The organism is Saccharothrix sp. CCNWYY140 (assembly GCF_037401995.1).
In the GTDB taxonomy this organism is placed as follows: Bacteria; Actinomycetota; Actinomycetes; order Mycobacteriales; family Pseudonocardiaceae; genus Actinosynnema.
This window is the reverse complement of the sequence record NZ_JBBEGC010000015.1, coordinates 72072-95414: the sequence shown is the minus strand read 5'-3', so window position 1 is coordinate 95414 and position 23343 is coordinate 72072. Positions and strand designations below refer to the sequence as shown.

Annotated in this window: 26 protein-coding genes; 13 read left to right on the top strand and 13 right to left on the bottom strand. The window is 71.1% G+C overall.

Going from position 1 to position 23343, the window contains the following annotated elements; translation table 11 throughout:
- Positions 1 to 491 precede the first annotated feature (491 nt).
- Complete coding sequence (locus tag WBN91_RS11200) at positions 492 to 1661, bottom strand: MFS transporter (protein WP_337723066.1); 1170 nt, start codon at positions 1659 to 1661, stop codon at positions 492 to 494.
- 147 nt (positions 1662 to 1808) lie between these two features.
- Here WBN91_RS11200 and WBN91_RS11195 point away from each other — a divergent pair, with 147 nt between their 5' ends.
- Both WBN91_RS11195 and WBN91_RS11190 read left to right on the top strand, forming a co-directional pair.
- Entirely contained in the window at positions 1809 to 2252 is a 444-nt protein-coding gene (locus WBN91_RS11195) for an SRPBCC domain-containing protein (protein ID WP_337723067.1), read from the top strand.
- Positions 2249 to 2584, top strand: coding sequence for an ArsR/SmtB family transcription factor (locus WBN91_RS11190; protein ID WP_337723068.1), 336 nt, complete (start codon positions 2249 to 2251; stop codon positions 2582 to 2584). The genes WBN91_RS11195 and WBN91_RS11190 overlap by 4 nt, the downstream gene beginning before the upstream one ends.
- On the opposite strand, the gene WBN91_RS11185 is transcribed toward WBN91_RS11190, so the two are convergent.
- On the bottom strand, positions 2553 to 2951 hold the full coding sequence (locus tag WBN91_RS11185; protein ID WP_337723069.1) for a hypothetical protein: 399 nt from the start codon (positions 2949 to 2951) through the stop codon (positions 2553 to 2555). The genes WBN91_RS11190 and WBN91_RS11185 overlap by 32 nt on opposite strands.
- Positions 2952 to 3036: 85 nt before the next feature.
- Between WBN91_RS11185 and WBN91_RS11180 the strand changes: the two genes are divergently transcribed.
- Entirely contained in the window at positions 3037 to 3780 is a 744-nt protein-coding gene (locus WBN91_RS11180) for a phosphatase PAP2 family protein (RefSeq protein ID WP_337723070.1), read from the top strand.
- Here WBN91_RS11180 and WBN91_RS11175 read toward each other — a convergent pair.
- The 7 genes from WBN91_RS11175 to WBN91_RS11145 form a co-directional block, all read right to left on the bottom strand.
- On the bottom strand, positions 3740 to 4969 hold the full coding sequence (locus WBN91_RS11175; protein ID WP_337723071.1) for an RNA polymerase sigma factor: 1230 nt from the start codon (positions 4967 to 4969) through the stop codon (positions 3740 to 3742). The genes WBN91_RS11180 and WBN91_RS11175 overlap by 41 nt on opposite strands.
- The gene (locus WBN91_RS11170; protein WP_337723072.1) at positions 4966 to 5289 is read right to left on the bottom strand and encodes a YciI family protein; all 324 of its coding nucleotides are present in this window, start codon (positions 5287 to 5289) and stop codon (positions 4966 to 4968) included. The genes WBN91_RS11175 and WBN91_RS11170 overlap by 4 nt, the downstream gene beginning before the upstream one ends.
- 108 nt (positions 5290 to 5397) lie before the next feature.
- Positions 5398 to 5964 (bottom strand): hypothetical protein, encoded by a 567-nt coding sequence (locus WBN91_RS11165; RefSeq protein ID WP_337723073.1) that lies wholly within the window; start codon positions 5962 to 5964, stop codon positions 5398 to 5400.
- Positions 5965 to 5980: 16 nt separating this feature from the next.
- Complete coding sequence (locus WBN91_RS11160; RefSeq protein ID WP_337723074.1) at positions 5981 to 7129, bottom strand: mandelate racemase/muconate lactonizing enzyme family protein; 1149 nt, start codon at positions 7127 to 7129, stop codon at positions 5981 to 5983.
- A 5-nt stretch (positions 7130 to 7134) separates the two neighbouring features.
- Positions 7135 to 7962, bottom strand: coding sequence for a carbohydrate ABC transporter permease (locus WBN91_RS11155; protein WP_337723075.1), 828 nt, complete (start codon positions 7960 to 7962; stop codon positions 7135 to 7137).
- Positions 7962 to 8948, bottom strand: coding sequence for a carbohydrate ABC transporter permease (locus tag WBN91_RS11150; protein ID WP_337723076.1), 987 nt, complete (start codon positions 8946 to 8948; stop codon positions 7962 to 7964). Before WBN91_RS11150 ends, WBN91_RS11155 begins: the two co-directional genes overlap by 1 nt.
- 5 nt (positions 8949 to 8953) lie before the next feature.
- Positions 8954 to 10219 carry an ABC transporter substrate-binding protein gene (locus tag WBN91_RS11145; RefSeq protein WP_337723077.1) on the bottom strand — a complete coding sequence of 422 codons (1266 nt, stop codon included), beginning with the start codon at positions 10217 to 10219 and terminating at the stop codon, positions 8954 to 8956.
- Positions 10220 to 10326: 107 nt separating this feature from the next.
- Between WBN91_RS11145 and WBN91_RS11140 the strand changes: the two genes are divergently transcribed.
- From WBN91_RS11140 to larE, 5 genes are read left to right on the top strand one after another with little or no spacing between them, the layout of a single operon-like run.
- Positions 10327 to 11175, top strand: coding sequence for an amidohydrolase family protein (locus WBN91_RS11140; RefSeq protein ID WP_337723078.1), 849 nt, complete (start codon positions 10327 to 10329; stop codon positions 11173 to 11175).
- On the top strand, positions 11175 to 12446 hold the full coding sequence (larA, locus tag WBN91_RS11135) for a nickel-dependent lactate racemase (protein ID WP_337723079.1): 1272 nt from the start codon (positions 11175 to 11177) through the stop codon (positions 12444 to 12446). The genes WBN91_RS11140 and larA overlap by 1 nt, the downstream gene beginning before the upstream one ends.
- 3 nt (positions 12447 to 12449) lie before the next feature.
- Entirely contained in the window at positions 12450 to 13130 is a 681-nt protein-coding gene (gene larB / locus WBN91_RS11130) for a nickel pincer cofactor biosynthesis protein LarB (protein WP_337723080.1), read from the top strand.
- On the top strand, positions 13127 to 14263 hold the full coding sequence (gene larC / locus WBN91_RS11125) for a nickel pincer cofactor biosynthesis protein LarC (RefSeq protein ID WP_337723081.1): 1137 nt from the start codon (positions 13127 to 13129) through the stop codon (positions 14261 to 14263). Before larB ends, larC begins: the two co-directional genes overlap by 4 nt.
- A 1-nt stretch (position 14264) precedes the next feature.
- On the top strand, positions 14265 to 15074 hold the full coding sequence (gene larE, locus WBN91_RS11120; protein ID WP_337723082.1) for an ATP-dependent sacrificial sulfur transferase LarE: 810 nt from the start codon (positions 14265 to 14267) through the stop codon (positions 15072 to 15074).
- 395 nt (positions 15075 to 15469) lie between these two features.
- Here the strand turns inward: larE and WBN91_RS11115 are convergent, their stop codons facing one another.
- Entirely contained in the window at positions 15470 to 16009 is a 540-nt protein-coding gene (locus WBN91_RS11115; RefSeq protein ID WP_337723083.1) for a helix-turn-helix transcriptional regulator, read from the bottom strand.
- Positions 16009 to 16713, bottom strand: a complete 705-nt coding sequence (gene fabG / locus WBN91_RS11110; protein ID WP_337723084.1) for a 3-oxoacyl-ACP reductase FabG — start codon at positions 16711 to 16713, stop codon at positions 16009 to 16011. Before fabG ends, WBN91_RS11115 begins: the two co-directional genes overlap by 1 nt.
- Positions 16714 to 16933: 220 nt before the next feature.
- Here fabG and WBN91_RS11105 point away from each other — a divergent pair, with 220 nt between their 5' ends.
- The 3 genes from WBN91_RS11105 to WBN91_RS11095 all read left to right on the top strand — a co-directional run bounded on the left by WBN91_RS11105 (position 16934) and on the right by WBN91_RS11095 (position 19366).
- Positions 16934 to 17878, top strand: coding sequence for an AraC family transcriptional regulator (locus WBN91_RS11105; protein ID WP_337723085.1), 945 nt, complete (start codon positions 16934 to 16936; stop codon positions 17876 to 17878).
- Positions 17879 to 18010: 132 nt separating this feature from the next.
- On the top strand, positions 18011 to 18388 hold the full coding sequence (locus WBN91_RS11100; RefSeq protein WP_337729374.1) for a hypothetical protein: 378 nt from the start codon (positions 18011 to 18013) through the stop codon (positions 18386 to 18388).
- 126 nt (positions 18389 to 18514) lie between these two features.
- Positions 18515 to 19366 (top strand): trypsin-like serine protease, encoded by an 852-nt coding sequence (locus tag WBN91_RS11095; protein ID WP_337723087.1) that lies wholly within the window; start codon positions 18515 to 18517, stop codon positions 19364 to 19366.
- A 27-nt stretch (positions 19367 to 19393) separates the two neighbouring features.
- Here WBN91_RS11095 and WBN91_RS11090 read toward each other — a convergent pair whose 3' ends face one another.
- The gene (locus WBN91_RS11090; protein WP_337723088.1) at positions 19394 to 19786 is read right to left on the bottom strand and encodes a VOC family protein; all 393 of its coding nucleotides are present in this window, start codon (positions 19784 to 19786) and stop codon (positions 19394 to 19396) included.
- A 163-nt stretch (positions 19787 to 19949) separates the two neighbouring features.
- Here WBN91_RS11090 and WBN91_RS11085 point away from each other — a divergent pair, with 163 nt between their 5' ends.
- Positions 19950 to 20564, top strand: a complete 615-nt coding sequence (locus WBN91_RS11085; RefSeq protein WP_337723089.1) for a GNAT family N-acetyltransferase — start codon at positions 19950 to 19952, stop codon at positions 20562 to 20564.
- On the top strand, positions 20557 to 22662 hold the full coding sequence (locus WBN91_RS11080) for a tetratricopeptide repeat protein (protein WP_337723090.1): 2106 nt from the start codon (positions 20557 to 20559) through the stop codon (positions 22660 to 22662). Before WBN91_RS11085 ends, WBN91_RS11080 begins: the two co-directional genes overlap by 8 nt.
- Positions 22663 to 22797: 135 nt before the next feature.
- Here WBN91_RS11080 and WBN91_RS11075 read toward each other — a convergent pair whose 3' ends face one another.
- Positions 22798 to 23340, bottom strand: a complete 543-nt coding sequence (locus WBN91_RS11075; RefSeq protein ID WP_337723091.1) for a MarR family winged helix-turn-helix transcriptional regulator — start codon at positions 23338 to 23340, stop codon at positions 22798 to 22800.
- Positions 23341 to 23343: the final 3 nt, after the last annotated feature.

Genomic DNA, 23343 nt, shown 5'->3' with positions numbered 1-23343 from the left:
CGTTCGAGAGCGTGCGAGCGCGGAGAGCGTTCGAGAGCGTGCGAGCGCGGAGAGCGTTCGAGAGCGTGCGAGCGCGGAGAGCGTTCGAGAGCGTGCGAGCGCGGGGAGCGTTCGAGCTTGCGTGGGCGGAGCGTGTTGCGTTTGGACCCGCGAAGCGTGGGCTTGTCGGTGGAAAGTCCGGTTCAAAGATCAAAAGCGCCTCGCCGGCGGGCAGGCCGCCAAGGATGACCCAACTGCAACTGCGGGGGCTTCTTGCTTGTGCCATCCCCGTATGGCCTGGCGGAGCCAACCACAGATTTCCCTGGGTGCCGCTAAATTTTTTGCTCGTTCCTCACAAAAAATTCGGCTGCACCCAGGGAAATCTGTGGTAGCCCTTCGGGCAGGCCATACGGGGATGACACAAGCAAGAAGCCCAAGTTGAGTTGTGTCCTCCCCGGCGGACTGCCCACTCGCCGGCTTCGCCGAAGGGCGGCGCTGCGCGCGGGAGGGTGTTATTGCATGGCGTTGATGGGGGGCTCTTCGGTCACGGGGGGCTTTAGTTGCTTGGTTGTCCAGGCTACTGTCACGGTGATTGCGGCGAAGATCAGGGCGGTGATCACGGTGGCGGGTGCGCCGTGGCGGTCTAGTGCTTGGCCGCCGATGAATGCGCCGAAGGCGATGCCTACGTTGGCTGCCGAGACTGGGAGTGACTGCGCTAGTTGGCCGCCGGGGCCGGCCAGGCTGATCACTCGGACTTGCAGTGAGGGCACGATTCCGTACGCGAACAAACCCCAGGCCAGTAGTGCTAGCGCGACCAGTACGGAGATTGGGCCGACGAAGTGCAGCGTGAGAAGCGACGTTGTGATGCCGATTGATCCGATCAGCAGGGTGCGTCCGGCGTCTCGGTCGGCGAATCTGCCGCCGCTGAACGAGCCGAAGGCTGTGGCGACGCCGAATGCCAGGAGGAACACGCTCAGGACGGCTCCGGAGATGCCGGTGACGTTCTGGAGGAAGGGCACGATGTAGGTCAGTGCTGCGAAGGTTGTTGCGAATACGATGAAGTTCAGGAACAGCACGGCTAGTACGCGTGGGGCGAAGGCGTAGCGGGCCTGGTCGACGGCGCCTGCGCCTGTGGGGGGTACGGGCGGGATCAAGGTCACGGTGGCGACGGCTACTACTGCGGTGATGGCGATGATGGCTGTGAACGAGCCGCGCCAGCCCAAGGTTTGGCCTACCAGGGTGCCTAGTGGCACGCCTAGTGCTGTCGAGACCGATACGCCGGAGACGATGATCCCGATTGCCCTGCCGATGCGTTCGGGTGGGACGACTGACATGCCGGCGATGAACGACGTGGCGATGAACAGGCCTTGCAGCGCGCCGATCAGGACGCGTGCCACGACGAACACGGCGTAGTCGTCGGTCAGGACTGCGGCCACGTTGGCCGCGATGAACAGCACTAGCGTGCCGACCAGGACGGTCTTGCGGTCCAGTTTGATGGTCAGTGCGGCCAGGATTGGGCCGCCGATGGCCAAGCCTAAGGCGTAGGCGGTCACCAGGGCGCCTGCCTCGGAGATGGTGACGTGGAGGTCGGCGGCTATCAGGTCCAGTACGCCGACCACGAGCAGCTCGCCGCTGCCCAGTACGAACATGCCCAGGAACAACGTGGTCAGGACCAGGTTCACCCTGGTCGGGCTCAGCACCGCTTGTTGTGCACTCAATGGGCTCTTCTTCCGCTTCGGCGATCCTTGTGCAACCGACAGGTTGCACGACGATCGGCCAATGTGCAACACTCCGGTTGCACATCAACCTGCCAACGGGAGGAGCACCTCGTGATCGAGGACCGGATTGAACGCGACACCCTGATCGACGCACCGGTCGAGCGTGTCTGGCCGCTGGTGGCCACGCCTGGGTTCTGGGTCGACATCCCGGAGGACATCGCGGGTACGGCGGTCGAGGGTGGGACTGCTGTGGCCAGGCATGTCGAGCATGGGGAGTTTCCGGTGCGCGTGGTGAAGGTCGAGGAGCCGTCCTACATCGCCTACCTGTGGGCGCCTGCCACGCCGGGGCAGGAGTTGGTCGAGGGCAACAGCACGCTTGTGGAGTTCACGTTGTCCGCCGAGGGGGACAAGACCCGGCTCACCGTGACCGAGAGTGGCTTCGCGGCGCTGAGGGTGTCCGACGACGTGCGGGAGCAGACGGTTCGGAACCTCGCCGAGGGCTGGCCCCAGGTCCTCGACGCGGCCAAGAAGCACGTGGAAGAGTCCACCGGGTGAGGCCCGAACCGGACGACGCGGTCGGCGGCGTGCTGGCCGCCCTGGCCGACCCCACCCGTCGCCGGCTGCTCGACCTGCTCGCCGCCCACGGCGCGGTCACCGCGACGACGCTCGCCGGGTGGCTGCCCGTGACCCGGCAGGCGATCGTCAAGCACCTGGCCGTCCTGGAAGCCGTCGGGCTCGTCGGTGGCAGCAAGGTCGGTCGGGAGATGAGGTACTCGCTGCGGCCGGAAGGGCTGGACGCCACCCAGCGGTGGATGAACGCGCTCGCCGCCGACTGGGACCGTCGACTGGCCGCTATCAAGCGGTTCGCGGAGGCTGCGGAGGACTAGGGTCCACTGTGGACGGCATGGCACGGATGTGCTCGTCGGTGAGGACCGTGCAGGTGCACCAATCGCCGTCGCACGGCCTGCCCACCTCGCTGCCGTACGGACCCAGCCCGCGCATCAACGCCAGCACCTCGGCGCGCTGCTCGTCGGTCAGCCTCGGTCGGGTCTTGACGTCCAGGTCCCACGAAGTCGCACGGACGTCCTCCACGTCGCCCACTACCACGCCGTCGATGAACAGGGTGTACAGCGGGTGGTCGGGGAAGCTGTTGCGGCGCAGCACCCACCACCCGTCGTCCACCCGGGCGGCGCGGGCGAAGACGCCGTTGCCGGTGTCCAGCCAGGCGACGGGGCGGGCGAGGACGTCGGGCATGGGGCTCAGGATGCGGGGCGTGCCGTGATCGTGGCAAGGGTGGACGATCCGCTACCTTGGCGCGAAGGGGGTGGAGGAGGGCGGCGTGGCGGCAAGGGATGCGATCGCGTCGGCAGTTCGGCGGGCGTCGCGTCGCAAGCGGCCGGTGTGGTTCGTCGAAGTGCCGGTGTTGGTTGTCGGGTATGTGTTGTTCGGGCTGGCGCGGGCGGCGGTGGATCGGGGGGAGCCGGCGGCGACGGACAACGCCCTGCTGGTCCAGCGCCTGGAGCAGGTGTTGCGCATCGCGGTCGAGTACCCGCTCAACCAGGCGTTGGTCGACAACCCGGTCGCGATCTACGCGACGGGCTACTTCTACCGGTTGAGCGTCCTGGCGGTGCCGGCCGTCCTGATCTGGCTCTACCTCAAGCGCCCGGAGCGCTACGGCCACCTGCGCACGGTCCTGGTGGTGATGATGCTGCTGGACATCCTGCTCGTCTGGCTCTACCCGGAGGCACCGCCGCGTTTCGCCCAACCCGGCATCGTCGACCACATGGCCGTCCACGACATCCTGTTCAGCGCCGAGTCCCGGGTACCGCGGCCGGGGGTGAACCTGTTGGCGGCCATGCCGAGCATGCACGTCGCCTGGACGACCTGGTGCGCCTACGCCGTCTTCTCGTCCCTGCGCTCGCGTGCGGCTTGGGTGGTGTGGCTGTTCCCGCTGGCTGTCGCGTTCATCGTGCTGGTCACCGGGCACCACTACGTGCTGGACATCGTGGCCGGGGTCGCGCTTGTGGCGGTCGTGGCCGGTGTCATGGCGCGAGTTGGTCGCGGCGGCGGAGCAGGTGGGTGATCTCGGCGGTGTTGCCGGCCAGCTCGATGGCCTGGTTGTAGGCGGCTCGGGAGTCCTGGCTGCGGCCCAAGCGACGTAGCAGGTCGGCGCGGGCCACGTGGTAGGCGTGGTAGGTGGTGAGTTGGGTGTCTAGGCGGTCGATCGCGGCCAGGGCGACTTCGGGGCCGTCCAGTTCGGCGACGGCGATGGCCCGGTTGAGGGCGACCACCGGGGACGGGTCGAGGCGCACGAGGTGGTCGTAGAGGGCGACGATCTGGGACCAGTCGGTGTCGCGCACGTCCCGGGCCGAGGTGTGCACGGCGTTGATCGCGGCCAGGACCTGGTAGCGGCCTGGGGGCTGCCCGGTCGCGAGGCGTTCGCGGACCAAGCGGTGGCCCTCGGCGACGAGGTCGGCGTCCCACGCGCCGCGGTCCTGCTCGTCGAGGGGGACCAACTCGCCGGTCGACGAGACGCGGGCGGTGCGGCGGGCCTCGATGAGCAGCATCAGGGCCAGCAGGCCGGCCACCTCGCCGTCGTCGGGCAGGAGCTCGCGGACCAGGCGGGTCAGGCGGATCGCCTCGGCGGTCAGGTCGTGCCGCACCGGGTCGGTGTCCGGGCCGGTGGCCAGGTAGCCCTCGTTGAACACCAGGAACAGCACGGCGAGCACGCCGGACACGCGGGCCGGCAGGTCCTCGGCGGACGGCACCCGGTAGGGGATGCGCGCCGCCTTGATCTTGGCCTTCGCGCGAGTGATCCGCCGGCCCATCGCGCTTTCCTGCACCAGGAACGCGCGGGCGATCTCGGCCACGGTCAGCCCGCCGACCATGCGCAGCGTCAGCGCCAGGCGGGCCTCCACCGCCAGCGCGGGGTGGCAGCAGGTGAAGATCAGCCGGAGCCGGTCGTCGTCGATGGCGCCGAGGGGCTCGGGCGGGTCGTCGTCGTGCACCGTCCGGGCCTCCTTGTGCTTGTCGTCGCGCTTGTTCTCGCGCCGGATGCGGTCGATGGCCTTGCGCACGGCGGTGGTGGTCAGCCAGGCGCCCGGGTTGGGCGGCACGCCGTCGACCGGCCAGTGCTCGACGGCGGTCGCGAACGCCTCGGCCGCCGCCTCCTCGGCGACGTCGAGGTCGCCGAACCGCTTGGTCAGGGCGGCGACCACCCGTGCCCACTCCTCGTGGTAGGCGCGGGTGACCGCCTCGGGGGCACCGGTCACAGGAACGGCCGCACCTCGACCTTGCGGTTGCACGCCTTCGAGCCCTCGACGGCGAGCGCGAGCGCCACGTCGAGGTCGGCCGCCTCGATGATCCAGAAGCCGATGAGGAACTCCTTGGTCTCCACGAACGGCCCGTCGGTGACGACCGGCCGCTCGCCCCGGTTGTCGACGACGGTGGCGGCGTCGGGTCCCGCGAGGCCGCCGGCGAACACCCAGTGCCCCTCGGTCTGGAGCCGCTCGTTGAAGACGTCGATGGCGGCCATCTCCTCGTCGGTGGCCAGCTGGGTGGAGTCGGTGACGACGGACACCAGGTACTGCATGGCAGATCATCTCCCGTGGTTCGCGGCGCCCCTCGCGGGCGACCGGTTCACCTCCACCACGAACGAGCCCACCCCGATCGGACAACGCGGTCCGAAGATTTTTTCCGATCAGTCCGGAGCTTCGAGGATCAGCGGGGTGCCGGCGGTGACTTCCCGCAGGTGGGTCATGGTGCGGTCCAGGTGCACGGCCAGGCGGGGGATCGTGCTGGGCGGGACGTAGACGTCCGCGCCGGCGTTGATGAGGCGGCGGACCGGGCCGTGGTAGCTGACGCCCAGCTCCTCGTCCTCGATCTCCGCGATGACCACCCGCGCCCGCGGGAACATCGCGCGCAGGCTGCCGATCAGCTGGGGGCTGACCGGCGGCACCAGCAGCACCTCGGCGCTCTTCGGGGCCTTGTGCATGTCCAGCACGATGTAGTCCGGGCCGAGCCGGTCGGACAGGGCCGCCCGCGCCGAGTCGGACAGCTTCATCGCGGTGGCCACGACGGTCACGTCGTCGAAGCCCGGGTCACCCGAGGGCGGGCGTGCGAAGGCCTGCGTGCCGGAGATGGTCGCGATCGGGCGGCCGTCCCGCCGCACCACCAGCTCCTCCCCGGGACCCAGGGCGTCGATCAAGGCCACGACGTCGGCCGGGAGGCGGCCGGCGTCGATCTCCCGCTCGGTGTCCCCCGTCATGCCCCCGATTGTTCCACTACGGACCGACGGGGTGCAGGCGACGGCCGGCGCCCTCCGGGCGGATGTGGGCGCCGCCGGACCTCGGGTCGGGCAGCCGGTGGCCGGCGGCGGCGATGACCGCCTCGTCGACGTGGACGCCCAGGCCGGGCTGGTCGCCGAGCACGAACGACCCGTCCTCGACGTGGTGGTCGACCGTGACGCCGAGCGGTGGCCGGAGGTCTTGCAGCTCGCTGACCAGGTGGTTGGGCACCGACGTGGCCGCGTGCAGCAGGCCGACCGGGGTCGTGCCGATGGGGCTGACCGGCAGGTCGTGGGCGTGCGCGAGGGCCGACACGCGCAGGAAGTGGGTGATGCCCCAGACCGCGGCGGTCTGGACGATGTCCACCGCGCCGGCCGCGATGAGGGGGCGGTGCTGTTCCAGCCCGGTCAGGTTCTCCCCGGTGGCGACCGAGGCGCGGACGCCGCGGCTGACGGTCGCGTGGCCCTGGGCGTCCCAGCGGCGCACCGGTTCCTCGATCCAGGTCAGGTCGAGGGTCCGTTCCAGCTCGCTGACGTGCCGGACGGCCTGCTTGCGGGTCCACGTCTCGTTCACGTCGAGCATCAGGCCCGGTCGCGCGCCCCGGCCCGCCTCGGTGAGCACGTCGCGCACCAGCGTGAGCCGGTGCCGGTCGCGCTCGACGTCCAGCCCGCCCTTGAGCTTGGCGGCGCGCAGCCCCAGCTCGGCGTAGGTCTGGTAGAGCGCGACGAGCTGCTCGTCGTCCAGCGCGATGTCCAGGCCGGACGCGTATGCGGGCACCCGCCGGTCGCGTCCGCCCAGCAGCCGCCACAGCGGTTCGCCGGCGGCCTGCGCCTTGATGTCCCACAACGCGGTGTCCAGCGCGCCGATGGTGCCGAACACCGCGCCGGCGTGGCCCGCTTTGAAGGTGTGCCGCAGCATCCGGTCGTACAGGGCGGTGACGCCGCGCGGGTCCTCGCCCTCGATGGCGGCGAAGACGGTCTCCACCTGCACGTGCGACCCGAGGCCGACCCCGGTCAGCCCGGCGTCGGTCTCCACGACCAGGACGGGGACCCGCACGAGGCCGTCGGCGTAGACGCCGTTGGCGTCACCGACCGGCCGACCCCAGTCCTGGACGGTGGTGAGGACCCGGTAACCCGTGATGCGCATGTTCGTCAGCCCTTCGTGGCCCCGGCGGTGACACCGTCGGCGATCTGGCGTTGCAGGAACAGGTAGACCACCAGCACGGGTACCGCGGCGATCAGCACACCGGAGGCGAAGGTGGGGATGTCGTCGGAGTACTGCCCGCGCAGCGAGGTGACGCCGACCATGAGCGTCCGGTGCTCCGCGGACGGCATCACCAGCAAGGCGATCAGCACGTCGTTCCAGCAGAACAGGGCGTTGAGCACGCCGACCGACAGCAGCGCGGGCCTGCCCATCGGCAGCATGATCCGCCAGTAGACGCCGTAGGTGGTGTTGCCGTCGATGCGGGCGGCGTCCACGATCTCCGGTGGCACGGTGGCGTAGTAGCTGGTGAGCAGGAAGATGGTGAAGGGCAGGAACTGCGCCACGTAGGCGAGGATCAGCCCGGGGTAGGTGTCCAGCAGGCCGGTGTCGGCCATGATCCGCGCCAGCGGGACCATGATCACCTGGAAGGGCACGAACAGTGCCGCGAGCACGCCCAGGAACAACGTCGACGAGCCCCGGAACCGCAGCCGTGCCAGCGCGAACCCGGCCATCGAGCCGAGCAGCAGCAACAGGGCCACCGAGCAGGCCACGACGACCACGGAGTTCAGGAAGTACCGGGACATCCCGACGCTGGTCCACGCCTTGACGATGTTGTCCCAGCGCAGGGAGTCGGTCACGGAGAACCGGTCGAGGACGTACTCGCGGCGGGTTTTCATGGCCACGTTGGCGGTGAAGACCAGCGGGTAGATCGTGGCCAGGGCGAGCGCGGCCATCGGGATCGCGACGACCCAGCGGGTGATCCGGGTGCCGGCCATCAGTCCTCCTTGCCCGCGGCGCGGCGCAGGATGCCGATCTGGGCCAGGCCGACCAGCAGCATGATCAGGAACAGGGCGGTCGAGGCGGCGGAGGCCAGCGCGGGCTGGTTCATCTGTCCCTGCTGGATCCAGATGTAGTACTCGGGCAGGTAGGTGGAGCCCTCGGGTCCGCCGCCGGTCATCACGTACAGCAGGCCGAACATCGAGGTCAGCATGCCGATCATGGTGGTGACGAAGACGAACTGGATGGTCCGGGTCAGGCTGGGGACGATCACGTGCCGGATGGTCTGCGGCAGGGTCGCGCCGTCCACCTTGGCGGCGTCCAGCAGCGACGGGTCCAGGGTGGAGAACCCGGCCAGGAAGACCACCAGCGCCATGCCGAAGGTCGCCCACACGTGCACCGCGACCACGGCGAAGATCGTCACGTCGGGGTCGCCGAGCCAGTCGACCGGCCCGAGGCCCACCGCGCCGAGCAGCCGGTTGACCGGGCCGTCGAAGGCGAGCAGCAGGTTGAAGATCGCGGCGACGATCACCGGCGACAGCACGGCGGGGAAGAAGTACACGCCCCGGTAGACCTTGTGGCCGGGCACCTTCAGGTAGACGAACGTCGCCAGCAGGCCGGGGATCGCCACGGCGATCGGCAGCAGCAGGACCAGCAGGCCGACGTTGCGCAGCGAGGTCTGGAACAGCGGGTCGTCCAGCAGGGTCAGGTAGTTGTCGAAGCCCACGGCCGTGCCGTTGCGGTCGCCGTCGCCGGTGAAGGAGAAGTTGATGCCCAGCACCAGCGGCCACAACCGCAGCACGACGATGACCAGGACCGCCGGCGCCACCAGGACCAGCGGCGCGAGCCGCTCGGCCCGCGAGCCCCGGCGCCTGCGCCGTGACCTCGGCCCGGCCGCGGGTCGGCGTTCCGTCGGGGCGACGGCGATCCCCTCGGCCGGCCCGGCAACCGCCGGGTCGACCGAGGGCAGTGAACGTCCGGCCACGTCGGTCAGCCGGTCCGGTCCGAGGTGGCCAGCTGCGCGAGGACGTCGTCCACGGAGGCCGAGCCGCTGAGCAGCTGCTGGGACAGCCGTCCCATCAGGTCGATGGTCTTGGAGGACAGGGCGACGTGTAGGGCGGGCTTGCCGGACTTGACCTCGTCGACGATGGACTTGACCGCCGGTCCGCCCTCGGAGACGTCGATGGTGGTGTCGGAGGCGATCGCGCCGCCGTCGACGTAGAAGGCCTTCAGGGCCTCGGTCGAGGTCAGCGACCGCACCAGGTCCGCGGCGACCTTCGGGTCCTTGGTCCACTTGGCGACCGCGTAGCCGATGCCGCCGTCGTAGGGCAGGCTCGGCGACGCCGCCGCGTTGACCACCGGCGCCTCCAGCACGCCGACCTTGTCCGCGTCGAGGAACTCGGCGAAGTCCTTCCAGTGCCCGATGTCGGACATCAGCCCGATGACGTGGGCGGCCTTGCCGGACTGGAAGGCGGCGAACGCGTCGTTGAACATCGCCGTGGAGTTGGCGCCCTCGGTGTTCAACCCGGCGTCGTTGGTCTGCTTCCACAGCTCGAAGATCCGCTTGACGCCCGGGGAGGTCCAGTCGCGCTTGCCGGCGATCCAGGCGTCGTACTCCTGCGGCGTCAGCGTCGCCGAGCCCAGCGCGGACAGGAAGAACTGGATGCCGATGCCCTCCTTGTTGCCCAGGGAGAAGCACTTCGTGCCGGTCTTCTCGGCGATCACGCCGCAGTTCTTGACGAACTCGTCCCACGTCTTGGCGGGCGTGGAGATGCCGGCCTTCTCGTAGAGGGCCTTGTTGTAGTAGATCGGGTGGCCTTGCAGGGTCACCGGGGAGGCGTAGACCTTGCCGTCCTTGGTGAACGCGTCCCACCCGGACAGCCGCTGCTTGTCCCCGGAGACCATGTCGTCCAACGGGGTCAGCGCGTCGACCCGGTCGCGGATCTGACCGCCACCGTTGAACAACACGACATCCGGTCCCTTGCCGGCCTGGATCGCCGCACCGAGCAGGGTGTAGTACTGGTCGAAGGGCTGGGCCACGAACTCCACGGTCACGCCGGGGTGCTTCTTGGCGAAGTCCGCCTTGGCCTTCTCCACGAACCCGGCCGCCTTCGGGTCGCCGGACTTCCAGTCCCAGACCACGAGCTTGTCACCCGAACCACCGGACGACGCGCCCGGTCCGGCGGCGCTGCCGCACCCGGCGGCGAGGGCCAGCCCCGCGGCCAGGGCGGCGGCCCACAGTGTGCGCTGCTTCATCGCTGCTCACTTCTCCAGACGGTGGCCGGGCTGGGCCCGACGAGGTGCGACGAACGTAACTCGTATGACGTATGACGTCAACGGCCGTGATCGGGTACAGTCGCGCGATGCTCCGGATCGACGCGCACCACCACCTTTGGGATCTCGCCGCCCGACCGCAAGACTGGCTGGACGGGCCGGACCTCGCCCCGATCCGGCGCGACTTCGGACCGGCCGACCTGCGGGCGGTGACCACGCCCGCCGGCGTGGAGGCCACCGTGCTGGTCCAGGTGCTGCCCGACCTGCCCGAGACCGCCGAGTTCCTGGCGCTGGCCGCGAAGTCCGAGCTGGTCGCCGGCGTCGTGGGCTGGGTGGACCTGACCGCGCCCGACGTCGCCGAGCAGTTGGACCGGCTGCGGTCCGGGCCGGGTGGCGACCGGCTGGTGGGCGTGCGGCACCTGGTGCAGTCCGAGCCCGACCAGGAGTGGCTGGTCCGCCCCGACGTGCTGGCCGGGCTGCGCGCGGTGCGCGACGCCGGGCTGGTCTACGACCTGTTGACCCGGCCGCGCCAGCTGCCGGCCGCCGTGGAGGCGGTGCGGGCGGTGCCGGACCTGCTGTTCGTGCTGGACCACCTGTCCAAGCCGGACATCGCGAGCCGGTTGTGGGAGCCGTGGGCGAGCGGGGTGGCGGCGCTGGCGGCCGAGGAGAACGTGGTGGCCAAGGTGTCCGGGCTGGTCACCGAGGCCGGCCCGAACTGGACGGTGGCCGAGCTGTGGCCGTACTTCGACGCCGCCCTGGACGCGTTCGGCCCCGAGCGGTTGATGTTCGGCTCGGACTGGCCGGTGTGCCTGCTCGCCGCGTCCTACGGCGAGGTCGTGGGCGCCGCCGAGCAGCTGACCGCGAGCCTGGGCGAGGCCGAGCGGGCCGCGGTCTTCGCCGGCACGGCCGCCCGCGTCTACGGGTTGGGGGAGCGGTGATGGAGACCGTGCGGCTGGCCTACGGCGAGACCGGCCTGGACCTGCGGGTCGACCCGGATGTCACCACCGTCGTGACGCCCCGGCACCACCAGGCCACCGAACCGCCGGTGGAGATCCTGCGCCGGGCGCTGCGGTCCCCGGTCGCCGGTCCGCCGCTGCGCGAGCGGGTGCGGCGCGGCCAGACCGTGGCGATCTCCGCCTGCGACGGCACCCGCCCGCAGCCGCGCGAGCTGATGATCCCGGCCATCCTGGCGGAGCTGGACGGCCTGGTCGACCTGGACGACGTCGTGGTGCTGGTCGCGACCGGGACCCACCGCGGCAACTCCGAGGCCGAGCTGCGCCGGATGTTCGGCGACGAGGTGGTCGACTCGGTGCGGATCGTCAACCACGACGCCCGCGACCGGAGCAGCCTGACCTGGGTGGGCGAGCTGGGCGAGGGCGTGCCGGTGTGGCTCAACCGGGAGTGGCTGGCGGCGGACGTGCGGATCACGACCGGGTTCGTCGAGCCGCACTTCTTCGCCGGGTTCTCCGGCGGGCCGAAGCTGGTCGCGCCCGGCCTGGCCGCCCTGGAGACCGTGCTGGTGCTGCACGACGCGCGCCGGATCGGCCACCCGCGGGCGGCGTGGGGGATCGTCGAGGGCAACCCGGTGCACGACGACGTGCGCGCGATCGCGGCGGCCACCGGGGTGACCTACGGGTTCGACGTGGTGCTCAACCAGGACAAGCAGGTGGTGGCCACGTTCGGCGGCGACCTGCTCGCCATGCACGCCGAGGCCGTGCGCACCGCCCGCGAGGTGGCCATGCGGCCCGTGCCGCACCGGTTCGACGTCGTGGTGACCACCAACTCGGGCTATCCGCTGGACCAGAACCTCTACCAGGCGGTGAAGGGCATGTCGGCGGCCTACCAGGTGGCCAAGCCGGGCGGCACGATCGTGTGCGCGGCCGAGTGTCGGGACGGGTTCCCCGACCACGGGTCCTACCGGGAGGTGCTGGCGTCGGCGGACTCGCCGGCGGCGCTGTTCGCGGAGATCTCCGCGCGGGAGGTGACCGTGCCCGACCAGTGGCAGGTGCAGATCCAAGCGCGCATCCAGGCCGAGTGCCGGGTCGTGATGCACACGTCGTACCTCAGCGACGCGGAGTTGGCTTCCGCGCACCTGACCCAGACCGACGACGTGTCCGCGACCGTCGCCGAGGCTCTCGCGGCGGCGGGACCCGGCGCCCGGCTCTGCGTGCTGCCCGAGGGGCCGCAGACGATCCCGTACGTGGGGTGAGGCATGGAACTGGGGGCGGTTGATCTCGGGTTCGCCCGGGTGGACGTCGATCGGGAGGCCCGGCAGGGCTTGCCCGAGGTCGTGTACGGCAGCGGGAAGACGCCCGAGCAGGTCGTCGGGATCGTGCGGACGTTGTTGCGGCACAACGACGGACCGGTGCTCGTCACGCGGGTGGAGCCGGACGCGGCGGAGTCCGTGCTGGCGTCCGTGCCCGACGGCGCGTACGACGATGCCGCGCGGTTGCTCGTGTGGCGGCCGGCGGCGCTGATCGGGTTCGACGTGGTCGTGGCGGCGGCGGGGACTGCGGACTTGCCCGTGGCGCAGGAGGCCGCCGCTGTGGCCCGTGCGGTGGGGTTGGGCGTTGCGACGGTCACCGATGTCGGGGTAGCGGGTCTGCACCGGTTGCTGGCCGAGCGAGAGCGTCTGTCCACTGCGGACACTGTGATCGTGGTGGCGGGCATGGAGGGCGCGTTGGCCAGTGCGGTCGGTGGGCTGGTCGCGTGTCCGGTGGTCGCCGTGCCCACCTCCACCGGGTACGGGGCCGGTTTGGAGGGCATCACCGCGTTGCTGGCGATGCACGCCTCCTGCGCGGCGGGGATCACCGTGGTGAACATCGATTCCGGGTTCGGGGCGGCGATGGCCGCGTTCCGGCTCGCGCGCGTGGTGGGGCGGAGGACGACGTGAGCCGGGTGTGCGTGATCTCGCCGTTCACCGGCTTGGCCGGGGACATGCTGTTGGCCGCCTTGGTGGACGCGGGCGCGCCGCTGGACGCGGTGCGGGCGGCCGTGTCCGAGACCGGGCTGACCGGGTGGGACCTCGCGGTCACGTCGGTGCTCAGCCACGGGCTCACCGGTTCGCGGGCGGTGGTGTCGGTGTCGGACACGGCGACCAGTCGCACGGCGGCCGAGTTGATCGCTATGGCGGACCGGGTGCGGGACCGGGCGGTGGCCGACACCGCGGTCGCCGCGCTGCGGGCCATCGCGGAGGTCGAGGGCCGCCTGCACGGCGAGGATCCGGAGCGGGTGCACCTGCACGAACTGGGCGGGCACGACACCCTGGTGGACATCGTCGGCGTGGCCGCCGCCCTGCGCGCGTTGGACGTGGAGGCCGTGCACTGCGAGGCGTTGCCGATCGGGTCCGGGTCCGTGCGGACGGCGCATGGGGTGCTGCCGTGCCCGGCTCCGGCGACCTCGGCGTTGCTGGCCGGCGCGCGGGTCGTGGGCACGACTCTGACCGGCGAGACCGTGACCCCGACCGCCGCCGCTCTGCTGCGCGCGATCGGCGTCTCGTACGACCCCGCGCCGGCGATGCGGATGTCGGCCACCGGGTACGGCGTCGGCACCCGGACCTTGCCCGACCGGCCCAATGTGGCCGTGGTCCGGCTGGGTGACCGGGAATCGGACGTTCGCGACCTGGTGGTGCTGGAAACGAACCTGGACGACGTGACCGGCGAAGTCCTCGGTTACGTGGTGGGTGTGCTGTTGGAGTCCGGTGCGCTGGATTGCTGGATCACCCCGGCGACCATGAAGAAGGGCCGGCCGGGGCACGTGTTGCACGCGTTGGCCACACCGGAGAACGTCGAGACCATCCAGCAGCGGATGCTGGTCGAGACAGGTTCGTTGGGGGTGCGGCGGACGGACGTCGTGCGCACCGCGTTGCCGCGGACCACGTCCGTCGTCGACGTCCACGGGATGCCGGTGCGCCGCAAACACGGACCGCACCACGGAAAACCGGAGTACGACGACGCCGTGGCCGTCGCCCGCGAGACCGGTCTGCCACTGCGGACCGTGCTGGGCCTGGCCTGGGAGGAGCGCTGACATGGACACCGGTACCGCCGCCGCGCGGCTCATGGCACGTCTGACGGAGGTGGGCCCGGTCGCCGTGGCCTTCTCCGGCGGCGCGGACTCCGCCCTCGTGCTAGCCGCCGCCGTCCGCGCCAGTGGCGCTGACCAGGTGCTAGCGGTGACCGCGAACTCCGCGAGCCTAGCCGCCGCCGAACTCGCACACGCCCGGTCCTTCGCCGCCGACCTGGGCGTCCGGCACCTGACCCCGGAGACCCGAGAACTGGACAACCCGTCGTACGCGGCCAACGGCCGAGACCGTTGCTACTTCTGCAAATCCACCGTGCTGGACACCATCACCGCAGTCGCACGCTCAGAGGGCGTGACCGCCGTGGCGACAGGCGTGAACGCCGACGACGCCGTGGACCCGTTCCGCCCGGGCATCCGCGCCGGCGACGAGATCGGCGTGCACACCCCGTTGCGTGACATCGGGTTGACCAAGGCGGAAGTACGCGCGGTAAGCCACCGATGGCTACTGTCCACTTGGGACAAACCGGCAATGCCGTGCCTGGCCAGCCGGGTGCGCTACGGCGTGTCGATCACGCCCGCGCGCCTGGCCAGGGTGGAGCGGGCGGAGACGGCCGTCCGAGCTTGGCTGGCCAACGCCGGCACCCCAAGCCGAGACGTGCGCGTGCGAGACCTGGGCGAGGTCGGCCGAGTAGAACTGGACCCACACCTGGCCACCGCCACCGGCGTCGGCCCGGCACTGACCGAGGTCGTCCGGGCAGCGGGTTTCGCCGACGCCCAGGTGGCGGTATTCCGCTCGGGAGCCCTCAACCACGAGTGACCTGACGGGCCCCCGTGACGACCTGGACAACCAAGCCTGCGCGCCCGCAGGGCGTGCTCTTCGAAGTAGCTCGCGCAGCAGACCGCTCTCCTGGGCTTCTTCCGTCATCCTTGGCGGCCTGCCCGCCGGCGAGGCTCTTTTGATCCTTCGACTCGCGCTTCGCTTCCTCAAGCCCACGCTTCGCGGGTCCAAACGGGACGCGCTCCGCGCTCGCAAGCTCGAACGCGCTCCGCGCTTGAACGCGCGAAGCGCTCGAAAGATGAAAAGCGGCGCTCGCCGCGCGGCAGGCCCCCGGGGGAAAGAAACCGAGGCCCTTCCCGTGGGCGCTGCCGCTTGGCGGAACGCAAGAGCGTGCCGCCTTCGGCGGGAAAGCGCGCGAATTGCGCGTTACTCGTCTAGCAGCGCAGGCCCACGCGCTGGGCCAGCAATGCCGCGTGCATCCGGTTCGGCAGGTCGAGCTTCGTGAGGATGTGGGACATGTGGGTCTTCACCGTCGCTGCCGACACGTGGATCTCCCGCGCGATCTCCACGTTCGACCTGCCCTGCGCCACCAGCCGCAGCACCTCGCGCTCCCGCACGGTCAACCCGCCCAACGGCGGCAGGCCGCGCAGGCGGTCCACCAGGCCGGCGGCCAGGTAGGTCCCGCCGGCTGCCACCGCCCGGACCGCCGGCACCGCGTCCGCCCCGTCCCGGCACGCGAAGCCCCGGGCGCCCGTGTGCAGCGCCCGCACGAGCTCCACCGGCTCGATCAGCACGACCACCCGCAGCCCGGCGTCGGCCAGCCGCCACACCAGGCGCTCGGCGAACCCGTCCACCACCACGACCTGCGGCCGGTCGCGCAGCACCACCTCGGGCAGGGCGCGTCGGACCGGGTCGAGGCCGGGCAGGGGGCGATCGGCTCCGCCCACCAGCAGCACCTCCACCGCCCTGGGCATCAGTGCCCCATCCCCAGGCCGCCGTCGACCGGGATCACCGCGCCGGTGATGTAGCTCGCCGCCGGGCCGGCGAGCCACTCCACCACGCCCGCGACCTCCGTCGGGTCGGCGAACCGGCCCAACGGGATCGAGTCGCGGTAGGCCGCGCCGTACTGCTGCGGGAGGTTCGAGGTCATGTCCGTGGTGACGAAGCCGGGGGCCACGACGTTCGCCGTCACGTGCCTGCTGCCGACCTCCCGCGCGATGGACCGCGCCAGGCCGATCAGGCCGGCCTTGCTCGCGGCGTAGTTGGTCAGGCCCGCGCTGCCGTAGAGGCCGACCACCGACGAGATGAAGATCATCCGGCCGTTGCGGGCGCGCACCATCGAACCCACCGCGCGCCGCGCGCACCGCCACGCGCCGGTGAGGTTGGTGTCGATCACCCGGGTGAACCGGTCCTCGGTCATCCGCGTCAACAGGGTGCTGTCGGTGATGCCGGCGTTGGCCACGAGCACCTCCACCGGCCCCAACTCGTGCTCCACCTCCGCGAACGCCGCGTCCACGGCCGCCGAGTCGGTCACGTCGCACCGCACCCCGAACAGGTACTCGGGCACGGCCGCGCCCCGGTGGGTGATCGCGACCCGGTCGCCGCGCTCGGCGAACGCCCGCGCGATGGCCAGTCCGATACCGCGATTGCCCCCGGTCACCAGAACCGTCCGGGCCATTGGCACTCCTTTACCCTAGGCCGGTCGAATGAAAGAACGCGCATTCACACCGGCGACGTCGATTCGACCAATACGGTGGAAGCCGGTAATGGGCACCGGCGCCCCTCCCCGGACATTAAGGAGGGACGTCCTGCGCGCGTCAGACTTCACCGGCCGCACGATGGGCATTTCCGGCCGGCCGGCCTGGCTCACCCGACGCGGAATCGCCGGAATCCGCAGCATGGTCGAGGTCGCCGCCGCGCACGGCGTGGCCGCGGGGACGTGCCTGGAGGGCAGCGGGGTCACGCCGGACCTCCTCGACGACCCGGACGCCGCCGTGCACGGGTCCCAGGAGCTGGTGGTCGCCGGCAACCTCGTGCGGGCGTGTCCCCGGACCGGTTTGGGTGTCGAGGCCGGGTCGCGGCTCGGGTTGCGGCACTACGGCGTGTGGGGTTTCGCGATGTTGGCCAGCCCGACCCTGGGCGTCGCGGCGGAGGTCGGTCTCCAGCGGCTGGAGTTGACCTACGTGACCGCCGGGGTGGCGTTGTGGGTCGCGGGCGGGGAGGTGCGGGTCGAGGTGGACGCGGCCGGCGTGCCCGCGACCGTCCGGGACTTCGTGGTGGAACGGGAGTTGGCCACCGTCCGGACCATCGTCGATGCCATCCTCGGTGAGCCCGTGCCGTTGCTGCGCATCGAACTGCGCCGCCCGAAGGTCACCGGCCTGTTCCCCGGTGTTCCCGTGGTGTTCGACGCGCCCCGCGATGCGCTGGTCGCCGCCGCCTCGGTGCTGGACAGACCGCTGCCGCAGGCCGACCAGCGCACTATGCGCTTGTGCGCCAGGGAATGCGACCTGCTCCTGCACGACCGCCTGGACCATCGGGTCACCGAATGCGTCCGTAGCTTGTGTCGGACCACGGGCTCGTTCCCGGACATGACCACCACCGCCGCCCGCTTGCACTTGTCCACCCGGACGCTGCGCCGCCGCCTGGCCGCTGAGGGCACCTCGTACCACCGGCTGGTCGCCGAGGTCCGCCACGCGACGGCGATCGAGCTGCTGTCGACCACCAGGCTCGGCGTCGAACCCATCGCCCTGCGCCTGGGCTACACCGACGCGTCCACCTTCACCCGCGCCTTCCGCCGCTGGACCGGCACCACCCCGGGCGCCTACCGCTCCCTGGCCCGCTGACCCCGGTGGTGGGAAGCACTATCCAGGCGACCGGCGGGGGTGGCACCATTCTGGCCGACCTGGCATCACCCGCCAGGCCCGCACCTGCTGAAGGGCTGGGGGCCCGTGGAGCCGACCGCGATCCTGCCGATCGTGTCCTTGCTGTCCATCGTCACCGTCGAGTTCGGCGGCCATGCGCTGCTCAGGTTCATCACCACCGACCGCGAGACCCTCGGTGAGCTGCGGGAGCGGTTCTTCCGGGCCGGGCACGCGCACGCCGGCGTGCTGCTGGTGCTGAGCCTGGTCTACTTCCTGTACCTGCCCAGGGCCGAGTTCTCCACGGGGATGCAGTGGGTGTGGGGGATCGCCTTGATGGCGGGCGTGCTGGCCCAGTCCGGCGGGTTCTTCCTGCACCTGTGGCTGGGCAAGCCCGGCGCGAAGTCGCCCGGCACGGCGGTGACCCGCGTCGGGGCGCTGCTGATCGCCGCCGCGCTGGTGGCGTTGGCCGTGGGGCTGATCCAGGCGCTCTGACCTGGAACGTCCACAAAGGACCAAACGGTCGCCTGGTCATCTGTCAACGTGCGGAAGAGGGTGTTCTCACCGCCCCGCGCGGGGTTGAATCGCGCTCTCACGCCGCACGCATGCAAGGGAGTGCCCATGCGCACAGCCACCGTGGCCGCAGCCGTGGTCGCGATCGCCGCCGCGACCGCCACGCCCGCCTCCGCGATCAACACCTACAACGCCACCCCCGCGCCGGAGCGGACGGAGGTCGGCGCACTGGTCGCGACCTGGGACAACGACGCCAACCCCGCAACCCCCGACCGCGTCGACTGGGTGTGCAGCGGCACGATGGTCGACCGCGACACCTTCCTGACCGCCGCCCACTGCACCACCGACTGGCCGTCGAACGTCAAGTTCTACGTGTCCCTGCTCCAGGACGTGCAGTCCGCCCTCGACAGCGCCACCGGCACGCCCGCGCAGAAGGCGGCGGCCGTCGGCGTCCCCGGCGTGGCGCACAACGACCCGGCCTACCCCGGCACCTCCGCCGACCCGCACGACATCTCGGTGGTCCAGGTCTCCGCCAAGCAGATCGCCGCCCGCTGGTCGTTCACCCCGGCCACCCTGCCCACCGCCGGCAAGCTCGACGCCCTCGGCCCGCAGGCGTTGAACGACACCGACTACACGGTCGTCGGCTACGGCACCGAGGAGGCCCTGAACGCACCCGGCGGCCAGACCCACCCGGGCGGCGGCGTCCGCATGAAGGCCACGCTGGGCTTCAACGCCCTCAACAACAGCTGGCTGCGCCTGTCCATGATCGAGTCCCAGGGCTACGGCGGCGCCTGCTACGGCGACTCGGGCGGCCCGAACTTCGCCACCATCGACGGCAAGCGCACCCTGGTGGCCACCACGATCACCGGCGACGCACCCTGCTACGCCACCAACGTGGTCTACCGCCTCGACACCCCGGCGGCCCGGACCTTCCTGAGCCCGTTCGTCACCCTGCCCTGACCGCCTGGACCTGCTCGGCTCCTCCGCTCAGGCGGGGCCGAGCAGGTCCCACTTGTTGCCGGCGATGTCCCGGAACACCACGATCCGCCCGTAGGACTCGGTGCGCGGCTCGGTCAGGAACTCGACGTTCGCGGCGGTCATCCGGGCATGGGCAGCGTCGAAGTCGTCCACCCGCAGGAAGAACCCGACCCTCCCGGCCACCTGGTCCCCGACAGCGGCGGCCTGCTCGGGACCGTCGGCCTTGGCGAGCAGGATTCCCGTCTCGGCCCCGGGCGGTCGCACGACGACCCAGCGCTTGGGGCGGCCGTCGTTGGTGAGAGACGGTGAGTCGTCGACCAGGTCGAAGCCGAGTACCCGGGTGAAGAACTCGATGGCTGGGTCGTAATCGGCCACGACGATGGTGATGAGATCGACTCGCATCTCCGGGAGCTTAGGCGGTGCCCATCCGTCGAGGCGCATATCTGCGGTGTGGGTTGGCGATGTGGGCGGGATCATGGTTCGTGTTGGGGTTACCCAGTCGGGGGTTGCTCTCTCCGATGGGGGTTGTGCGCGTATGACGCTGCTTGGTGATGCCCTGCTGTCCGTGCGTCGACGTGAGTGGGCGTCGCTGTCCGGGGACGAGAGCCGGTCGATCGAGTCGATCTGGGCGGAGGCGTTCCCGCCCACCGAGCGAGGAGCGCACGACACCGTCTCCCGGCGGGCCGGCACCTGGTTGTGGACCGCTCACCTCGACGGCGACCTCGTCGGGTTCGCGACCGGGTTGGCGCTGCCCACCTCGGGAGCCGCCTACCTGGAGTACCTGGCCGTGTCGTCGGCGACCCGGGGCCTGGGCGTGGGCGCCGCACTGCTGGACGTGATCGCCGAGGACGTGCGGGACGACGTGCGCGGGATCGTGCTGGAGGTGGAGGACCCCGTGCGGACACCCGGGCAGGACCCGCTGCTGGCCCGGCGGGTCGCGTTCTACGAGCGGTGGGGTGCACGGCCGGTGCGGTGGCTGGACGGGTACTCCATACCCGACCCGACCGACCCGGGCGGGGTGGTGCCGATGGTCCTGTTGTGGCGCGGGGACGAGGAATTGGACCCCGACGGGGTGGCGCGAGTGCTCACCGACCTGTACGAGGGCTACTACGCCGGGGTCGCGCCGGCCGGGCACCTCGAAGCGATGCTGCGCCGCGTCTCGACCGGCGCCGATGACTGAGCCCGGTTCCGACCACGTCCACAACGCGGTTGGCAGTTCCGTGACGGGTCCGGTGGTGCAGGCGGGCACCGTGAGCGGCGGGATCACCTTGTCCGTGCCCGCCCCGCCGGTGCACATCGTGCCGCACCAACTGCCCGCTGTGGCCTCGCCGTTCGTCGGCCGGGCCGCGCAGGTGAGTCAGCTGAGCGAGTCGCTCACCGACGCGGGTGACGGCGGGTCGCTGATCCACGTGATCAGCGGGACGGCGGGGGCGGGGAAGACGACGTTGGCGGTGCGTTGGGCGCACCAGGTCGCCGCGCGGTTCCCGGACGGCCAGTTGTACGTCAACCTGCGCGGCTTCGACCCGTCCGGCGCGCCGATGACGCCGGCGGAGGCGATCCGGGGCTTCCTCGACGCCTTCGGTGTGCGCTCCCAGCAGATCCCGGTCGCGCTGGACGCCCAAGCCGCCCTGTACCGCAGCCTGCTGGCCGAACGGCGGGTGTTGGTGGTGCTGGACAACGCCCGCGACGCCGAGCAGGTGCGCCCGTTGCTGCCGGGGCCGCGCTGCTTCGTCCTGGTCACCAGCAGGCACAGCCTGGACAGCCTGATCGTCCGGGAGGGCGCGCGCAGCATCCGGCTGGACCCGTTGAGCCACGCCGAGGCGACCGAACTGGTGGCCGCGAGGGTCGGCGCGGCTCGGGCCGAGACCGACCCGGCGGCCGTGCGCGACCTGGTCGACCGGTGCGTCCGCCTGCCGCTCGCGCTGGTGCTGGCCGCCGCGCGGGCGATCGCCGACCCGGAACTGCCGCTGGACGCCCTCGCGGAGGAGTTGCACGGCGAACAGGACCGGCTGGACGCCCTCGACCTGGGCGACACCTACCTGGGGATGCGCGCGGTGTTCTCGTGGTCCTACCACGCGCTCAGCCCGCCGGCCGCCGACCTCTTCCGTCTGCTGGGCCTGCACCAGGGGCCGAAGATCGGCCTGCACGCCGTCGCCGCGCTCGCCGACGTGCCGGTGCGGCGGGCGCGGGTGCTGCTGGCGGAGCTGACCAAGGCGCACCTGGTGCAGGAGTCGGGGAAGCGGTACGCGCTGCACGACCTGTTGCGCAGCTACGCCGCCGAGCTGGTGGGCCGGTCCGTGCCCGAGGAGGCCGTGCGACGGCTGCTGGACCACTACTTGCACACCGCGCTGGCGGCCGATCGCCGGCTGGCCCCGCACCGCGCGAAGATCACCGTGCCGCCCGCGACCAGCGCGCCGCTGGAGATCGCCGACGAGACCGAGGCGCTGGACTGGTTCGCCACCGAGCACGCGAACTTGCTGGCCGCGGTGAAGACCGCCGAACAGCACCAGGAGCACACCCGCGTGTGGACGTTGGCGTGGAGCGCGGTGAACTACTTCGAGCGCAAGGGCCACTGGCGGGACTGGCTGGCCACCCAGAGCGCCGCCGTGACCGCCGCGTCCCACGCCGGGGACCGCTCCGCCGAGGCCCGCGCGCACCGCCTGGCCAGCCGGGCGGCCATCCGCCTGCACCGCTACGACGAGGCCGCCGAGCACCTGGAACAGGCGTTGGGGTTGTACGAGGAGCTCAACATCCCGGTGGGCAAGGCGCGGACGCACATCTCGTTCAGCTGGGTGCGCGAACTCCAGGAGCGCTACACCGAGGCCGTGGACCACGCGATCTACGCGTTGAAGCTGTTCCAGGAGGTCGGCAGCCGCACCGGCGAGGCACGGGCGTTGGACCAGCTCGGGTGGGAACTGGCCCTGTCCGGCGACCACGAGCAGGGCCTGGTGCACTGCCAACACGCCCTGGACCTGTTCCGCGCCCTGGACCACCGTCCCGGCCAAGCCGAGACCGAGGACAGCGTCGGCCACATCAACCACCTGCTGGGCCGCTACGACCAGGCCGAAGCCCACCTGCGCCGCTCCATCGCCCTGTCCCGTTCACTGGGCGACCGGCACACCGAAGCCGTGGCCCACAACCGCCTGGGCGACACGCTGCTGGCCGTGGGCCGCCGAGACGAGGCCCGTCAAACTTGGACGACCGCGTTGTCCCTGTTCGAAACCGAGGCCGCTCCGGAGGTGACGGCGGTGCGGGCGAAGCTCGCCGGTCTCCGCTAGGCCGGTCTCCGCTAGGCCGGTTTGGTCGGGGTGGAGGTGATGAACGGGCTGCGGAAGGTGAAGTCGGGCCGATTTGGGCGGTCGCGGTGGGGAGGTCGCCTCGGAAGCGGGCCTCGTGGTAGGTCCGGACGGGGGTCATGGCGTCTCCTCGGTGAGGCGTAGGTGCTCTTCGATCCGTCGCTGGTTCTCGACCACTCGCAGGCACAGGTGGCGGAACTGGGCGAGGTCCTCGTGGGTGAAGCCGGCGAAGAGCGCGGACATCGCGCGGCGGGTGGGTTCGCGGAAGGCGTCGAGCCAGTCGCGGCCGGCGGGGGTGAGGTGGACGCGGACCGAGCGGCGGTCTTGGCGGTCGGGGACGCGGTGCACCAGGCCGTCGCGCTCCAGGGTGTCCACCAGGCCGGTGACGTTGCGCGAACTCACGCCGCCGGCGCGGGCCAACTCGCCGATGCTCAGGCCGTCGTCCGTGGCGAGGCGGACCAGGACGTCCATCGCACCGGCACTGACCCCCCGACCGCCGGCGCCGTGCCCCCTCATGCGGTCGACGGCCTGGGTGGCGGAGCGGAGGCCGGCGGCGGCTTCCAGTGCGAGCGTGTCGCCGTCGGTGGCTAGGACCTGCATGGACGTGCGGACTGCGGGGTCGTAGAGGAAGCCGTCTTCGGAGTTATGTACATACTTCACAAT

What these genes read in the sequence shown, in the direction of transcription:
- larE (WP_337723082.1), top strand. Translation starts at nt 14,265, where the DNA reads ATGGACACCGGTACCGCCGCCGCGCGGCTCATGGCACGTCTGACGGAG.
- WBN91_RS11185 (WP_337723069.1), bottom strand. Translation starts at nt 2,951, where the DNA reads ATGCCCGACGTCCTCGCCCGCCCCGTCGCCTGGCTGGACACCGGCAAC.
- fabG (WP_337723084.1), bottom strand. Translation starts at nt 16,713, where the DNA reads ATGGCCCGGACGGTTCTGGTGACCGGGGGCAATCGCGGTATCGGACTG.
- WBN91_RS11095 (WP_337723087.1), top strand. Translation starts at nt 18,515, where the DNA reads ATGCGCACAGCCACCGTGGCCGCAGCCGTGGTCGCGATCGCCGCCGCG.
- WBN91_RS11080 (WP_337723090.1), top strand. Translation starts at nt 20,557, where the DNA reads ATGACTGAGCCCGGTTCCGACCACGTCCACAACGCGGTTGGCAGTTCC.
- larA (WP_337723079.1), top strand. Translation starts at nt 11,175, where the DNA reads ATGGAGACCGTGCGGCTGGCCTACGGCGAGACCGGCCTGGACCTGCGG.
- WBN91_RS11105 (WP_337723085.1), top strand. Translation starts at nt 16,934, where the DNA reads ATGGTCGAGGTCGCCGCCGCGCACGGCGTGGCCGCGGGGACGTGCCTG.
- WBN91_RS11145 (WP_337723077.1), bottom strand. Translation starts at nt 10,219, where the DNA reads ATGAAGCAGCGCACACTGTGGGCCGCCGCCCTGGCCGCGGGGCTGGCC.
- larB (WP_337723080.1), top strand. Translation starts at nt 12,450, where the DNA reads ATGGAACTGGGGGCGGTTGATCTCGGGTTCGCCCGGGTGGACGTCGAT.
- WBN91_RS11115 (WP_337723083.1), bottom strand. Translation starts at nt 16,009, where the DNA reads ATGCCCAGGGCGGTGGAGGTGCTGCTGGTGGGCGGAGCCGATCGCCCC.
- WBN91_RS11170 (WP_337723072.1), bottom strand. Translation starts at nt 5,289, where the DNA reads ATGCAGTACCTGGTGTCCGTCGTCACCGACTCCACCCAGCTGGCCACC.
- WBN91_RS11165 (WP_337723073.1), bottom strand. Translation starts at nt 5,964, where the DNA reads ATGACGGGGGACACCGAGCGGGAGATCGACGCCGGCCGCCTCCCGGCC.
- WBN91_RS11155 (WP_337723075.1), bottom strand. Translation starts at nt 7,962, where the DNA reads ATGGCCGGCACCCGGATCACCCGCTGGGTCGTCGCGATCCCGATGGCC.
- WBN91_RS11090 (WP_337723088.1), bottom strand. Translation starts at nt 19,786, where the DNA reads ATGCGAGTCGATCTCATCACCATCGTCGTGGCCGATTACGACCCAGCC.
- WBN91_RS11140 (WP_337723078.1), top strand. Translation starts at nt 10,327, where the DNA reads ATGCTCCGGATCGACGCGCACCACCACCTTTGGGATCTCGCCGCCCGA.
- WBN91_RS11160 (WP_337723074.1), bottom strand. Translation starts at nt 7,129, where the DNA reads ATGCGCATCACGGGTTACCGGGTCCTCACCACCGTCCAGGACTGGGGT.